Annotated in this window: 11 protein-coding genes; 2 read left to right on the top strand and 9 right to left on the bottom strand. The window is 45.4% G+C overall.

Features of this window, described 5'->3' with window-relative positions; translation table 11 throughout:
• Window position 1 precedes the first annotated feature (1 nt).
• Window positions 2-505, bottom strand: a complete 504-nt coding sequence (locus EO131_RS01310; RefSeq protein ID WP_127018546.1) for a GTP-binding protein — start codon at window positions 503-505, stop codon at window positions 2-4.
• A gap of 77 nt (window positions 506-582) precedes the next feature.
• On the opposite strand from EO131_RS01310, the gene der reads away from it, so the two are divergent.
• Entirely contained in the window at window positions 583-1884 is a 1302-nt protein-coding gene (gene der, locus EO131_RS01305; RefSeq protein WP_127018545.1) for a ribosome biogenesis GTPase Der, read from the top strand.
• A gap of 2 nt (window positions 1885-1886) precedes the next feature.
• Here der and pbpC read toward each other — a convergent pair whose 3' ends face one another.
• On the bottom strand, window positions 1887-4187 hold the full coding sequence (gene pbpC / locus EO131_RS01300; RefSeq protein ID WP_241243764.1) for a penicillin-binding protein 1C: 2301 nt from the start codon (window positions 4185-4187) through the stop codon (window positions 1887-1889).
• 82 nt (window positions 4188-4269) lie between these two features.
• Window positions 4270-9825 (bottom strand): alpha-2-macroglobulin family protein, encoded by a 5556-nt coding sequence (locus EO131_RS01295; protein ID WP_127018543.1) that lies wholly within the window; start codon window positions 9823-9825, stop codon window positions 4270-4272.
• 271 nt (window positions 9826-10096) lie between these two features.
• Here EO131_RS01295 and EO131_RS01290 point away from each other — a divergent pair, with 271 nt between their 5' ends.
• Window positions 10097-12892: an outer membrane beta-barrel protein gene (locus EO131_RS01290; RefSeq protein WP_241243763.1), complete on the top strand. Its 2796-nt coding sequence runs from the start codon at window positions 10097-10099 to the stop codon at window positions 12890-12892.
• Window positions 12893-12900: 8 nt separating this feature from the next.
• Here the strand turns inward: EO131_RS01290 and EO131_RS01285 are convergent, their stop codons facing one another.
• From EO131_RS01285 to EO131_RS01260, 6 genes are read right to left on the bottom strand one after another with little or no spacing between them, the layout of a single operon-like run.
• Window positions 12901-13380, bottom strand: a complete 480-nt coding sequence (locus EO131_RS01285; protein WP_127018542.1) for a hypothetical protein — start codon at window positions 13378-13380, stop codon at window positions 12901-12903.
• Between the two features lie 60 nt (window positions 13381-13440).
• Window positions 13441-14226, bottom strand: coding sequence for a TPM domain-containing protein (locus EO131_RS01280; RefSeq protein ID WP_127018541.1), 786 nt, complete (start codon window positions 14224-14226; stop codon window positions 13441-13443).
• A complete protein-coding gene (locus tag EO131_RS01275) occupies window positions 14207-14644 on the bottom strand; it encodes a TPM domain-containing protein (protein WP_127018540.1) in 438 nt (145 codons plus the stop codon). The genes EO131_RS01280 and EO131_RS01275 overlap by 20 nt, the downstream gene beginning before the upstream one ends.
• A 3-nt stretch (window positions 14645-14647) precedes the next feature.
• Entirely contained in the window at window positions 14648-15247 is a 600-nt protein-coding gene (locus EO131_RS01270) for a LemA family protein (protein ID WP_127018539.1), read from the bottom strand.
• Window positions 15248-15266: 19 nt separating this feature from the next.
• On the bottom strand, window positions 15267-15596 hold the full coding sequence (locus tag EO131_RS01265) for a MerR family transcriptional regulator (RefSeq protein WP_127018538.1): 330 nt from the start codon (window positions 15594-15596) through the stop codon (window positions 15267-15269).
• Window positions 15596-16573, bottom strand: a complete 978-nt coding sequence (locus EO131_RS01260) for a M23 family metallopeptidase (protein ID WP_127018537.1) — start codon at window positions 16571-16573, stop codon at window positions 15596-15598. Before EO131_RS01260 ends, EO131_RS01265 begins: the two co-directional genes overlap by 1 nt.
• Window positions 16574-16594 lie beyond the last annotated feature (21 nt).

The raw sequence follows: 16594 nt of genomic DNA, 5'->3' as shown, positions 1-16594 counted from the left end.
ATTAGATACGCTGAAATCCCGAAATGGTATCCCTGAAAAACTGTTTCAACTGGTTCATTTGTCCTTCCCCTTTCGATTTTCCCAATCGGCCAAAAGCATAAAGGGCTATCCAGACCACTACCAATAAAAACATGCCCAAAAGCCAAAGGGTCACATCTTTCCCCAACGAATGTTTGGAATAGGCAAATATGCCCAAAATGATGAACAAAGTCCCCACGCCAAAATGAAGGAACATAAAAAAGGTCCAAAGGGTGGGATTAGGGCCAAATACCCCACGAATGTTACTGATACCCTTTTCGTAGGATGAAAGTTCCAAATGCAATTGGGGCGTCCAAAAATTGGTATCGGCCTTTTTGAACCGGATATAGATGTGCTCGTCCAATCGATTGATCAAAAACCCATTGCGGTTCATCGCATCAAAAAACTCTTGCAATTGCTCTATTTCCGTCTTTAAAGTGACGTGGAAACGGGGCCTTAAAACGATCTCATTGGTCAGTTCGCTCATAATCAATTGAAAGTGATGAAAAAAGGTATCAATTTTTCTTCATAATAAATGGTACTTTTGCCAAAATTTTAATGCAGATGGGAGCTATTGTAGCCATAGTCGGGAGACCCAATGTTGGGAAATCCACTTTTTTCAACAGATTGATCCAACGCCGAGAGGCCATCGTGGATGCTGTGAGTGGGGTGACCCGTGATCGCCATTATGGAAAAAGCGATTGGAACGGAAAGGAATTTTCGTTGATTGATACAGGTGGCTATGTTTTGGGAAGTGATGATGTTTTTGAAAAGGAGATAGACAGGCAAGTGGAGTTGGCCATCGATGAGGCGGATGCCATCATTTTTATGGTCGATGTTGAAGCTGGGGTTACCGGCATGGATGAAGATGTGGCCAAGCTATTACGCCGCGTCGAAAAGCCCGTTTTTTTGGCCGTAAACAAAGTGGATAATGCCCAACGTGAAGCCGATGCGGTGGAATTTTACGCCCTGGGTCTGGGGGAATATTACACCTTGTCCAGCATCAACGGAAGTGGAACGGGGGAATTGCTGGATGCTTTGGTGGAAGTGTTGCCCGATGTTAAGGAGGAAGAAAGTGAATTGCCCAGGTTCGCAGTGGTGGGAAGGCCCAATGCCGGTAAATCATCTTTTATCAATGCACTGATAGGAGAGGACAGGTACATTGTAACCGACATAGCTGGTACCACAAGGGACAGTATAGACACCAAATACAACCGCTTTGGGTTTGAGTTCAATTTGGTAGATACAGCAGGTATCCGAAGAAAGTCCAAGGTGAAGGAAGACCTCGAGTTTTACTCGGTAATGCGATCCGTTCGTGCCATAGAGCATTGCGACGTGTGTATCTTGATGCTGGATGCCACCCGAGGCTTTGACGGTCAAGTTCAGAATATTTTTTGGTTGGCCCAACGCAACAACAAAGGCATTGTGATCTTGGTGAACAAATGGGACTTGGTGGAGAAGGAAACCAATTCTGTCAAGGAATATACCGCCAAAATCAAAGAGGTGATTTCCCCTTTTGAGGATGTGCCGATCTTGTTCATCTCTGTTTTGACCAAACAACGTATATTCAAGGCTATAGAAACGGCTGTGGAGGTCTATAAAAACCGTTCCAAAAAGATTCCGACCCGAAAACTGAACGACATCATGCTCCCTATTATCGAGCATACACCGCCACCAGCCTACAAGGGGAAGTTTGTGAAGATCAAGTTTTGCACCCAGTTGCCCACGCCGTATCCGCAATTTGCCTTTTTCTGCAATTTGCCCCAATATGTGCGTGATCCCTACAAACGATTTTTGGAGAACAAACTACGGGACAACTTTGATTTCACCGGGGTGCCCATTACCATTTTTATGCGGAAAAAGTAGGTTCAATTGGCAGAGGCTTTCCTGACCTCCATAGGTTGCTGGTTACTGTTTCCTTTATCATCCACTGCTGTTAGGATATATGCTCCCGGTTCCAATTCCAGAATTAGTTCGTGGAAATTTTCTGTTTTGCCCACGTAGCGCTCATCCACATACCAAAATACGGTTGCATCGGCCATTTGATGGGCCAATTTTAAAACAACCCCTGAGGTTTTAGCACCCATATCCTTGGGTAGCAAAATGGCCTCATTTTTTTTAGGATAAATAAACTCCATCAATTGGCTTTCTGAGGTGGCGCAATTGGCCAAGTAGGGAGGCAATTGTTTATAATTGGGATTGGTCTGCGCGTAATAATACTCCAAGGTCGGTGGTAAAACAAACCAATTTTTGGCCACCATTTCTTCCATGGGATAACATTCTGAATTGACCCTCCACTGTTCCGACGCATCCAAAAACAATTGATGATGGTAAGGGCAGGGACCGGTGCGGCTACCATGCAGGGGCACCAGCTCCTTTTTTATATCATCACAATAAACGGAAGCGCGGTACCCACTTTGAGTACATACTTCAAGTTCCATGAGATCATCAAAAGGCTCTTGGAACCAACCACTGGGGGGTAAAGTTTCCAATATCTCAAAAAATAAAGGGGCGGCAGCTGTTATTCCTGTCAGGCCGGGTCTTCCCTCCCCATCGGCGTTGCCTGCCCATACTCCAATGGCATATTTTGGGGTTACCCCTACGGCCCAGGCATCCTTAAACCCGAAACTGGTCCCTGTTTTCCAGGCTACAGGTTGTGCCGAATCAAAGAAATGCCAGTTTTCGTCACCTTCCGGACGGTTAACCTCAAACATGGATTGGAAAGTGCTGTAAATGGCGCCCGCACCCAGTACTGTCGGTTCAAACTGGGTGGCGCCAAAATCAATGGTCCTATCATTTACATAAGTAGGAGGTAAAAATTCGTTTATGCGATAGGTGCTCGATTGGTCAACAAATTGATTTAAGGTTGAAGCCATGGCAGCATAGGTGGAAGTCACTTCCCAAAGGGAACTTTCACCACCACCCAAAATAAGGGAAAGCCCATAATGGGATGCAGGCTTGTTCAAAGCGTTCACCTTCATTTTTTTGAGCTTGTTGTAGAATTTCTCCAAGCCATATTCCCGAAGCAACCGAACGGCCGGGATGTTTAAGGATCGGGATATTGCCCTACTTGCGGTAACGGCACCCCGATGTTTTTTGTCAAAATTTTGTGGTTGGTACCCATTGATCACTGTAGGCACGTCTGCTACCAAACTGTGTGGAAGCAACTGGCCTTCATCCAGTATGGAAGCAAATAGGAAAGGTTTTAAGGTGCTTCCGGTACTTCTGTTCTTGGTAATGATGTCCACGTAACTGGCATGTTCTTTACCCGAAGGAGCATTTCCCACATACCCCAAAACTTTTCGGGTTTCCACATCCAAGACCAAAATGGCCAAATTGTGGATTTCATTGCCCTTAAGTTGTTGGTACTGGCGTTCTGCCAAGAGGTTCAACTGCCTTTGAAGATTTCGGTCGAGGGATGTGTTTATCCTGTTTCCCGGATGTTCCAGTCGAATTCGTTCGGTTAAATGCGATGCCAAATCCGGTAGTGGGACAGGTTTTTGGGGCAAGGGTTCCGCCAAGGCCAAATCATAGGTGGTCTGGTCTATGATGCCCTTTTCATTCAACTTATTCAAGAGGCGATTACGCTTCTCCAAAAATGCCTTTTCATTTTTCCCGGGAAAAATAAGCGAAGGAGCATTGGGTAATACGGCCAAGGCAGTGGCCTGGCCCCAGCTGAGTTCATGTGCCGGAATACCAAAATACCGCCAAGATGCGGTTTCCAACCCCACAACATTGCCGCCAAAAGGGGTGTAGGACGCATATAGCCGAAGAATTTCATCTTTGGAGTGGCGTACTTCCAATCGCGTGGCCATTACAATTTCGATGACTTTTTCCCAATAGGTCCGGCCCTTGTTCTTTCGACTTAAGCGCACCACCTGTTGGGTGATGGTACTGCCGCCCCTTCTGGAATCCTTGGTCAGGTTGTGACCGATGGCTTTTAAAATAGATATGGGATTAAATCCAGGGTGGCTATAAAAGTATTCATCTTCAAACAACAATACACTTTGTTTATAGCGTTCTGGTACGGAATCCATTTCGGGGAAACGCCATTGTCCATCGCTCGCAACACGGGCCCCGATCAACATGCCATCCGAACTGTTGACCACTGTTGAAGTGGGGTCGCTGAACAAATGGTTGGGCAAGGAAAACCACCACAGGAGCAGCACAGCAACGAAAACTATTGCTTTGATCCTATGCGTGGTAACAAGGACCCATAATCGCCGAAAAAGAGCCTTTATTTCAACCACATCATTGTACCACTTTTATCCATTGTCCTTTGTTTCGGGCCATATAATTGTTATCGTACATGGCTTCGGCTTGGGCACCCGGTAAATAGTAGGTGCCAAGGAAGGAGGCATTCAATTTAATGTGGAAGGTTTTTGATTTTCTACCCCCCAAATCAAAGTAGATCTGCGTGCGATCGTCACGGGTATCCACATAATCGGCCTTGGAGGCATTGGTATTATCACCAGTGACATAGGAAGTGTCCACAATTTCCCAACCACTGGGTACGATATGGGTAAGCGCAATGTTGTCCATCCTATCATTGGAACTGTTGAAAACCACGATTTCCGCTTGGAATTCGGTTCCCTGCCTCAATTCGTCCACCGAAATGGTATTGCCAAGGGGGTCCAGGTATTTTACGGAAAGGTTCAAGTTTTGCTGCTGCGCCATTTCTTCACCCACAGGAAGTTTTCCTGTTTGGGTAAGGGTGACGTACACAATGCTGGCCTCCTTGTTGTTCACGTTAATTTCTTCCTTGAACGACGTAATGGAAAGATTCCGCTGCGCCATGGCACGGTCTGTTTTAAGGGCAATATCCTTTCCGTTGTTGGTAAAGGTCACATTTATGGACTTGCCACCATTCTTCGTTACCATTTTTGATAATGCTAAGAGGGCAAAGGCAGTTTCTTGGGTGCTATACCAGCGTTGGGAAGCTAGGTTTTTGGCCAAGGAAACGGAAAGGTCCCGTTGTTTTGAATCACCCAAAATGACCATGGTCTCCAAGGCCATGGCACGATTTCTAAACACTGACCCATAGGTTCTGTAATCGTAATTTCTAGGTTGAAAATCGATATTGGATTTTTGTACCAAAGCTTGGGCCACTTCCTTTTTACCTGCGAGAGCATAGGCTGCGGCCAATCTCAATTTGGCCTCATTACTCAGTGATTTGGATTCCCGTAGTCGGTTCATGGCCGCCAATTCGGGTTGTTGTGCCAAGGCCAAGGTGTACAACCTATAGGCTTGTGAAATATCATCATTGTAGGAACTGCTTTGATTGCTCCATTGTCTGGCCGCGTTTTTTTGATAGCGCAACCAGTTGCTCAAAAAGGTCAATGGCAGCTGATATCCTTTTTGCTTGGCTTCCAACATAAAATGTCCGGCATAGGAGGTGCCCCAATCATCGGCATTGCCATACCCTGGCCAATAGCTCAAGCCACCGTTCGGTACTTGAAAATTCCCCAATCTTTTGATGGCGGCCTTCACATTCTTTTCGATATCCTGTTTCTTTTCAAACGTGATGTCGAGCACATCGCTCAAAAACAATTGCGGAAACGAAGCCGAGGTGGTCTGTTCCACACAACCATGTGGATAGCTCAGCAGATAGGCCATACGTTTGGAAAAATCCATGGGAGGCAGTGTAGAGAACTCCAAAACGGCCCCATTGGTGCCGGAAGTGCCAAAAGTTTCAAGGGGGATGGTCATGGAACCATTGGCCTCTAGGGTTAAGGTTTCACTTTTGGTGGTCACCGGATTTGGGTTTACCACATCCACTTCCACTTCGCTGCTGGCAGATTCCCCAGCTCCGGAAGCATTCACTTTAATGGTCTGGAATGCTGCTGAAGGATTGACCTGGAATTCAAAATTGACAATCTGTTCACCCACAGCATTGAAGGTAATAGTTTTTGAAGTGGGACCCACAGGTTCCAAGGCCTTTCCTGCATCAATCGAAACCTTTACATTTTTCACCTTCGGCTCCATGGCAAAAACGGTAACGGGTATGGTCACTTTTTCTCCTGGTGATAATTTTCTGGGGAGGGAGGTCAATACCATTAACGGTTTACGCACTGGTGTGGTTTTTTCCGTATTTCCATACGCACTGTTCTGGTTACCGGCCACAACCATGGTACGAACGGAGCCAACATAATTTGGCATATCGATGGTGTGGGATGCTTTTTCACCTGCTTTCAACATAAATGGACCCAAATAGGTAACCACTGGCTTGAAGCGTTGTGCTTTTCTGTTCTTGGCACCGGCACCGATACCGCCCCCTCCAATGGCGTAAATGTTGTCCACACTTACGGAATAAGCACCCATTACATCATCAAAAATATCAAAGGTTTTAACGCCCAGGGCTTGACGGGCATAAAATGCACTGTGGATGTCCGGTGTTTTGAATCGGGTCAGGTCCAACAGGCCATCATCAACCACAGCCAAAGAGTAGGTCATGGGTTTGTTGTTGGCTTCGGAGACCGTTACTTTAAACGATTTTTCAGGTTCCAGCACATTGGGCATTGTCAATTGGGGCTCCAATTGGGTAGCAGGGTTCGCTACCAAAAGCGGGACCACTCCGTACAATCGGATGGGTAGGTCGTTGGCCACTTGACCGTGGGGTTGCAAAAGGGAGATATTGATATAGGCATTGGGTGCCATCTCGGCTGTTATAGGAATGGATGCCTTGGTTTCCTTGGCTGTGGTTTCTACCCATTGTTGGGACAGCACCTCCGTGCCGTTTTCCACACTGATGAGTGCCCTACCACCTCTGTCTGAAGGAAAGGTAATGGATGCTGTTTCGCCAAGTTTGTACGATTCCTTATCGGCAGCAAACACCAGAATCTTTGAACTTTCGGAATCACCGGACGGTCTTTTCCACCAGCTACGGTAAAAATAGGCCGTCCTACCTGTGGCATGACCGGATGCTTCATCAATTACCCGAATCAAGAAGCGACCACCATCCTCGTCAGGCACGTTTACCTTAAAACTTCCTTTCCCATCAGTTCCAGTGGTTAAGGTCATTTGTTTAAATGGTCTGTGTACGGAAGCATTTTCATATCGGGAGAGGTTGTCGTAGCCTCTGTTCCACCACCAGCGCCATTCAATTTTAAAAATCTGGACCTTGAGTTTACGGTTCGGGGCTGGCTTGCCTTGGGAATCCACGGTCACAACCCCAAAGGTATTGTCCTCGTCCGTTAAGAAAGAACCATATTGTTTGGCTTCGGGCGATTTCAATCCAACAAAGTGGGGGTATGGTGCCAAGTTTTTGGAGAACACATCTATGGAAAAATCCCCACCACCTTCAAACACTTTTGTGGTAAAAGTGGCCTGTAGCATACCTGGGGCATTTCCGTTCACAGCAATTTTTTCGTTGATGTCCAATTCTCCGTCGGCGTTCAATTGGGATGAAATCCATTGTAGTTCGGTTTCATAGAAATCGCGGGTCGGGTCTTGAAAAATATAGTCTTTAAAATTGGCAAAGGGCGAGGCCGTTTTGTTCAATGTGGCGTTGATGTCTATTTTGAGATTTCGTGCAGGGGCGCCATGCAACCATTGGACCACAGCTTTTCCCCTGTTGTTGGAATTGGCCTTTAACACCTCGTCCTCAAAGGAGAAATCAACTTTTAGTCGATTGGGTTTTACGGTGGCAACCTTCAAGTATTTTGAAAAACTGGCTCCACCCACAATCACTTTGGCAAGCCAATTACCTGTTGGCGCGTTGGGTTGGGTAGGTATCGGGAAATAATAAAAATTACCTTCTTTTTTGGCAAAAAGTCCATCCGAAACAGGAGCAGTGCCACTGGTAATTACGTTGCGCTGCACCAATTTGCCCTGGGCATCGCTTACCTCAAGGGTGACTGGATGGTCTTTGGGCAGTGGGTTGGCCTTATCGTCCAAAACAAAAGTAAGGTGCGCCACATCACCGGGTCGGTGTACCCCTCTTTCGGTATAAAAAAAGCCTTGCAGCCCTTTTTGAAGAACCTCCCCTGCAATATCAAAGTTACTGAGGGAAAGTGCATTGCCATCCATCAATTTGGCATAGGCATAATTGTTGTTTTTTTCGGCCACCGCAAAGGCAACACTTTTTTCGCCATCGTATACGGCAAAACCTGCCGCATCGGTGGCCACTTCACCTAAAAATTGCTGTTGATAATTATACAATTTTATTTTGGCACCGGCCTCTGGTTTGGTGGTAAGCAGGTTGGTAACCGCAAAATGATAGGTACGGTTATTGCCTTTTTTCACGATCAGACCCAAGTCACTCCCCAATAGGTTTGTGGCAGCAATCCTATCATAATTATAGTAGGCACGGTGACAGGGATTGTCCCGGTTTTCCCAATCGTAATCGTAGTCGCGCCAGGAATAGATTTCGTTGTCCCAATAGCGTTCTTCCCTGCTTGCTTCATCGGATTGGTCACCGGTAGTTTCGGCAATCAGGTCATTGGATTCCGAAGTATCACCACAATCATAGGTGGTATGTTCTTTCTTGAAACTGAACTCAACCCGATAGAGCGAACCGGGGTTTATTTTGATCAACTCGGAAAGATCTAGGGCATGTGCCTGCCAATAGCTGGGATTTTCTTGGCCTTCCGCCAATAGGGGAAGCACTTTAAAGGCCACCCGTCTGCCCACAGGTCTAAAATCCGGGCTGTAGCTTTCGGTCAGTTCATTGTTTTGCAGGTATTGCAGCATATTGTTTTCATATACCTGGATCACCCGGACTTCCACAGCAAAAAGGTTTACGGTTTCAAAATAAATGGGTGTGGAAGCGGCATTGGGCAATATGGTTCCTTTGGAAATCAAGCGAACTGCGGGTTTCAATTGCTCAAAGGAAACTGTTTCAGAAAAGGTGTTCTTCAATGAAAAGCCATAAGCGCTCTTAATGCCCTCGAAAGCCTGTACCCTAACTTCCCCCAAAATCCGATTGGACGGATAGATCCTAAGGAGATTGCCATCGATCTCGTAACGAAGATTTTCTGCATTTTCAATGGAAACCAACCCGTTGAGGTTTTGATCGGGCAGCAATGGTTCGGAAAAATTCAAGGTTAGGGTTGCATTTGGAGAGGAGGTGGTACGGGCGTCCACAACCACGAATTTGTTTTGTCCAGGAACGATATATTCCTCGCTACCTTCGTTGTCGATGTCGAGGTTCTTGCCACTCCAACTGATGGCCAGTTGGCTGTCTTCCACTTTTCTGGGAATACTATCAATCGTAAAGCTAAAATATTGGGCATTATCTGATGTATTGTCCCATTTTACTGGGATTGATTTATCTCCTTGCTTAACGGCCAAAATGCCCGAAACTTTAGAGGCATCCAAAATATCCGAGGCATCCAAGGTGCCCGTTAAATATTGCCAATCCTTGCTGTATGATTGCAGGTTGCCCAGATTGATCCTGAAATTTGGGGCTATGGTCTTAAAACTGAAGGTGTAGGATTTGAAATCACTCGCAACATCTTCAAAAAGTTTGTTCAGAGCGAGCGTTACGGCATATTCCGTGTCCGGTTTAAGGTATTCTGATGGCTGAAAGGTGAGTTCCCTACCGTTTTCGATAATCAGTTTCCCATCAATTTTGGGATTGATCTTGAGGTAATCGTTAGGTAGTTCCTGACTCAGTTCAAATTGCTCCAAAGGTTGGGCCAACACAATGGTGATGGGCGAAGCAATGCTTTGGTTGCCACGGGTATGGTAACTAATGTAATCCTTGAATCTAAAAAGATTGTCGGTTTCGACCGTAGAGGTCTTTTTTTTACAGGAACCTACCAAAACCACTAAGAAAATAAAGAGAAATTTGTACAACCGAGACATGCCAAAAAGAGTAAATGTTAAACCTAAATTTTGCCTAAAGCAAGATAGTTAAATTTGGTGTTGGGGGCTTTGTCAGTTGACGGATAGTTGTTTTGGATTTACGAGTAAAATGCAAAAAGTGGATGTTTTGAAATCGATTTATTGTATTTTTTGAAGTAAAACAGCTGTATTTGTGACTATTTTCTGAAAATTTCGTTAAAAAAGATGGGTGCGAAATAGCAAAGCAATATTTTGGTATTGAAATCAAATCAATCAAAAAACTAACCATCATTTGAAAAGATTTTACACCAACCCCGTATTCCTTGCATTCCTTTTTTTTATCAATTTAAGTTTTGGCCAACAAGATTTCTTGGTCAAGGGAAAAATTGTGGATGCCACTACCGGATCTCCAATTGAAGCGGCCACTGTTTATGCAGAAACTGTAACGGATAGTACACTGATTACCTATACCATTACCAATGCAGATGGCAATTTTGCCCTTGAGGGAAAAACAGCCTACAAAAAGGTAAGGGTGGCTTTTTCCTCCAACGGTTACCAGTCCAAATCCCAGGAGGTGGAACTAAAACCCGAAGTAGTGCTCCAGCCCATTGCGTTGGAAGAACGGGTACAGCAATTGGCTGGAATCGACGTGGTCGGTGAACGGGTGCCCATTACTATAAAGAAGGACACCTTGGAATTCAACGCCGATTCGTTCAAAGTACGACCCGATGCCACCGTGGAGGATGTGCTCAAGAAACTGCCCGGAGTGGAGGTGGATTCCGATGGTAAAATAACGGTGAACGGAAAGGAAGTAAACCAAGTTTTGGTAAATGGACAGGTGTTTTTTAGTACCGATCCCAAAGTGGCGACCAAAACGTTGTCCAAAGATGTGATCAGCAAAATCCAGATTACCAATACCAAGACCAAAGAGCAAGAGTTTGTTGGGGACGAGGGCGATGGGGAAGCCAAGACCATCAACCTTACGCTAAAGGAAGATAAGAACAAGGGCTATATGGGTCGAGTGTCAGGAGGGTATGGTACCGATGACCGCTATCAGGCCAATGGTTTGCTCAATTATTTCAATGATACCAAACGTATGAGTCTTTTGGGGAGTTCCAATAACATCAACAATCCAGGTTTCTCGTTCGATGAAATTTATGAAATGGTTGGAAATAACCGGGGCGGGGGCTTCAGTTTTAATAGTGGAGGAGGCTTTGCCATTGGCAACCTTTCTTTCGGATTTGGCCAAGGGATTACCACTTCGTCAACCTTAGGAACCAGTTTTGCCGATCAAGAAAAAGGAAAATACCGCATCGATGGCAACTACTTTTATGCCTACAGTGATTCCTACAATGACGAAAAGATCGCAAGGGAAAACATTTTGCCCACAGGTAGTTTTTTTACCGATACCGAAACAAATTTCGTGGGCTCCACTATTTCAAACCAAGGTTCCGCCAATTTGGAATTTGATGTGGACAAGACCACTCGCATCACCATTCAACCGAGTTTAAGTGTCAATAATACCAGCTCTACCAATGTGGATAATACGGTTTCCACGGATGCTGATGGAAATTTGATAAACAGCAATACAAGCCGGCAAACTTCGGATGGCTTCCAACGAAATTTCAGGAACCGATTGGAGATTATGAAAAAGATTGATACCGCAGGAAGTTACGTTCGGGTTTATTTCGAGAATAACAACCGGGTGAACGATTCGGAGTCCTTTTTGAACGCACAACGATCAATTTTTGGCGACAACCCAAGTGAACAGCTACAGGACCAACAAACCATTGTCGACAATGCCAATGATACCTACGAGTTGGGAGGCTCTTTTCGACAAATGTTGAACAAGGATTTGTATTTGGATGTGCGGTATGGCTATGAGAACAACCAACAGAACAACCAACGTTTGGTTTCCGATTTTGATGAAGTTTTGGGCATTTACAATTACAATGAGACGTTGAGTTCGGATTTTGATTTCAAGGTAGGCAAGCACATCCCAGAAATCGGAGTAGGTTCCAACGGTAAAAAGTTCCGCTTCAATTTAAGGGCCCGGTTGGAGCAGATTCAATTGGAGAATCAGGATTTTATCCAATCCACTTCGTTTTCAAAGGATTATAACAAGTTTTTGTTGAATTCCTACGCCAATTATAACATTGGAAATAGCAAACGGATCAGTGTGAACTACAATTCCAATTTGAACGTGCCCTCCGTGAACCAATTGCAACCGGTACCCAATGTTAGCAATCCACTGAACATCATCGTCGGTAACCAGAATCTGGATCCCGAAATCAACCATAGCCTATTTTTAAACTACAACAATTACAACTGGAAAGAGCGTACCGGGGTTTTCCTCTATTCCGGGATGCGGATCGAGCAGGATAAGATCGTTTCCAATACCACTACGGATGCAAATTTCATCCGGACCACCACCTTTCAAAATGTAAAAGGCAACTACAACGGATGGGCCGGATTAAGTTATTCCAAGCAAATTAAAAAGGATAGCCTGTATACTTTTAAGTTTACCTTTAACCCCTATGCCAATTTCACCAGGCAGATCGGATTTACCAATGGTAGCCGTTTGGAGGCCAAGACTATTAATCTGAATCCTCGGGTCGGGTTGTTGTACAATTATAAGGAAAAGATAGAGTTCGAGCCCGAGTATCGATTGGGGGTAAATGCTACAAGGTATAATCTGGACAATGTGAACGACATCAATTTTATCACCCATAACCTATCGTTGAAACTGACCTCTTTCTGGCCCGAAAATGTGGTATGGGGCAACGATATTACCTATAGCTACAATGGTAATTTGGGGGCTGGGTTCGATAAGGATGCGATTTTTTGGAACATGAGCTTGGGCGTGCAAATGTTCAAGAAAAAGGCCACGCTTAAAGTTTTGGCCTACGATTTGCTCAACCAGAACATCAACACAAGACGAACCACAGGTCAGGATTTTATCCAAGATTTCCAAGGAACGGTATTACGGCGCTATTTTATGGGCAGCCTGACCATCAAATTTGATTCCTTCGGAGGAAAGGGTGCTCCCAACCAAAGAGGGGGTGGACCCCGCTTTATGCGATTTTAAACCCGCACTTAATCGATTAATAAGGTCAGGTTTAAGGGAAGCAAGTTCGCAACCGTAGGTTTTAAGGTATAAACGGTGGCTTCAATGTCATCCAGCGCGGTATAGGGCCCGCAGCATTCAGAATCATCGGATAAGGACGTGGTAAAACTGATGGTGAACGGTTCACCGCCTTCAAAAGTGATGTTCAATTGTTTGGGGCCATAGGGTTTGGCAGGTACGGCAACTGCAATATACTTGCCCAAATTGGTAGGTCCTTCAACGGTATAATCCACGATGGCATTGTTTCCATCCCGAATTTCGATAGTGGTTGCATCGATGGTCTCGTCATCCAAACGGTTACTACTTTCAGTGGTATCATAAAAGTACAAAATGAGGGTGTCGGAGGCAGCCATACATAAAACAGCAGCACAATCTTCAGGATCATGTTTGGAATCGGTACAAGCCACAAGAACAAGCGCACATAAAAGGAGCGACCATTTTTTTAGCATAGCGTATCTTTTTGATATAGATGGGAATAGCTAAAATGGGTTGCTTTGTTGGCTTGAAAGCTACCAACCACCCGAGGCACCGCCGCCACCAAATCCGCCACCGCCGAAGCCACCACTGAATCCGCCTCCACCAAAACCACCGCTGCCAAAACCGCCCGAGGAACCGGAACTGCGGCCCATATTGCTCAAGATGATCATGTCCCAAATGTCCAGGCCTTTTCCTCTTCGACCACCACGCCCACCGTTTCCTTTATTTTTTCTGTTCAGTAAAATGATCAGGATAACAATAAAGATGATCAACGGGAATAAGCCTTCAAAAGGAAAACGCGTGCCATTGCCAAAACTCCGGTCTTCGGTAAACTCTCCGTTCAACACCTGAAAAATGGCATCGGAACCCTTATCGAGTCCGGCATAGTAATCCCCTTTTTTAAATTCGGGGATAATGACCCGTTCAATAATGCGCTTGGACATAAGATCGGTAAGGGAACCTTCAACACCATAGCCGTTGTTGATGGCAATACGCCTGTCGTCAGTGGCCAGCAAAATCAGAATGCCATTGTCCTTGTCCGCTTGCCCGATACCCCAGGCCTGACCCCATTGGGCACCCAGATAAGTAATGTCTTCACCTTTGGTGGAGCTGATTATGGCCACCACAATTTGGGTAGAGGTGCTGTCGGAATACCGGATCAGTTTTTGTTCCAGATTTCGTTTTTGGGTATTGGAAAGTAGGTCCACATAGTCGTAGACACTTGTTTCAACACTGGGTTTTTTGGGTATGGTGAATTGACCCCATGCTAGGGATACACATAAAAAAGCGAGTATGAAACTACCCTTTGGATATGGCATCGGTCAACTCATTGGTGTCGTTATGGTTCCATGGAAAATGGGCTTCGAGTTCCTTGCCAGCAAGCAATACTCCTTCCACAACACCTTGTTTAAAATTTCCTTTTTGAAAATGGGAGGCCATCACATTTTTGGTAGATTCCCAGAATCCCTTGGGCACTACTTTGTCGATACCGGTATCACCATAGATCACAAACTTTTTGTCGTCCACGGCCACATAGATCAGCACCCCATTGCCTTCTTTGGTGTTGTCCATCTTTAAAAAGTGGAACAACTGCTGTGCTCGGGAAAAATGGTCAATTTTGGTGGTGGCCTCAATGTGCACACGGATTTCACCACTGGTATTCTTCTCGGCTTCCACAATGGCGTCGATGATCTCCTGTTCCTCTTCAGCGGTCAAAAAGTCCTCTACGTGCGACATGGCTTAGTTGAATTCGAAATCTACCTCTGGCGCGTTTTCTGCTCCTGGATTGGAACTGAACAAAGCCATGGGCTCAAAGTTGGCAAAGTTCGCTACGAAGTTCGTAGGTATCTGTTTGATCTTGATGTTGTATTCCCCAGCCAGGTCATTGAACCGATTTCGTTCCACATTGATGCGGTTTTCGGTACCTTCCAATTGGGATTGCAATTCCAAAAAGTTTTGATTCGCCTTTAAATCGGGATATCGCTCCACAGTGACCAACAATCTGGACAAGGCGGAGGAAAGTCCGTTTTGTGCCTGTTGGAATTCGGCCAATTGTTCCGGTGTAATGTTGTTGGCGTCAATGGTGGTCGAGGTGGCTTTGGCCCTGGCCTCAATGACTTCCGATAGGGTCTGTCTCTCAAAATCGGCGGCTCCTTGTACCGTTTTTACCAAATTGCCGATAAGATCACTCCGACGTTGGTAAGAGCTTTCCACATTGGCCCATTGTTTGGTAGCCTGTCCCTTCATATCAACCAATTTATTATTGGTGCTGATGTACCAGCCGACAAGCAAAGCGGCCAACCCCAGTATTACCACGATGGCGATGATGCCTTTTTTCATTTTCGTATGGTTTTAGTGTTTATAGTTGTTCTTTGATTTTCAAGAGTTCTGCTCTTACTTTTTGCAGTTTTTCAATCACCTCAAAGTTGGATAATGCTTTCTGTTTTTCTTCCTTGAGATGGGTTTTGGCGCCATCCAAGGTAAATCCCCTTTCCTTCACCAAGTGATAGATCAATTGGAGGTTCTTAATGTCCTCTGGGGTGAATTTGCGGTTGCCCTTGGCATTTTTTTTGGGTTGAAGCACGTCAAATTCTTTTTCCCAAAAACGAATCAGGGAGGTGTTTACCCCAAAAGCTTTGGCCACTTCGCCAATGCCATAATACCGTTTTTCGGGAAGGTCGATGTGCATTAATCCAAGGATTGGTTTTCTTGATTGGCATGTTTGAGCATGTTTTCAAACTCCTCTGCCGTCAAACTTCCGTAGTAGAAGTTAATGGGGTTGATCCGCTCCCCATCCTTAAAGATCTCGTAGTGCACGTGGGGTGCTTCCGATCGTCCGGTGTTGCCCACAAAACCGATCAAATCGCCACGCTTTACTTTTTGGCCCACGGTAACGTTGTACTTGCTCAAGTGTGCATATAACGAAATGTACCCATAACCATGATCGATCCGAATGTGTTTTCCATAACCTGAGGATCTATTGTCCGCACGCACGATTTGGCCGTCGCCCGATGCGTAGATCGGTGTGCCCCTTGGTGCGGTAAAGTCCATCCCCCAGTGCATTTTTCGTGCTTTGGTAAAGGGGTCGGAACGCCAGCCATAACCGGAGGCCATGCGGGTGAGGTCTTCGTTGCTTACCGGTTGAATGGCAGGAATGGCCGCCAATAATTTTTCTTTTTCCTCTGCCAACTTTGCGATTTCATCCAACGATTTGGACTGGATCACCATTTGTTTTTGAATAATGTCCAAACGCTTGGTGGCGTCGATGATAATTTCGGAATTGTTGAAGCCTTCCAGGGATTTGTATCGGTTGATACCCCCAAAACCTGCCCTTCGTTGTTCTTCGGGAATGGGATTGGCTTCAAAATATAAGCGGTAGATATTGTTGTCACGATCTTCAATGTTCGTCAATACCTGCTCCATTTGATCCATCTTCCGGTTCAGGATGTCGAACTGAAGTTCGTAATTGCGCACTTCGCGTTCCAAGGAAAGTTCCTTGGGGGTATTTACCCATCGGGTGTTCAAAAGAATGATGAGACCCAAGAAACCGAACAGGGCGGAAGCCAAAACAAAAAGGACGATGTTTCGGTATCTTTTGGATTTCTTCGGCTCGATCTTTCGATAGGAAAGCGTATCCGGGTCGTAATAGTACTTAACTTTAGACATGAATGGATTTTATCCTATTTT

The organism is Flagellimonas beolgyonensis (assembly GCF_003992615.1).
Classification (GTDB): Bacteria; Bacteroidota; Bacteroidia; order Flavobacteriales; family Flavobacteriaceae; genus Flagellimonas; species Flagellimonas beolgyonensis.
This window is presented reverse-complemented; position numbering and strand designations above follow the sequence as displayed.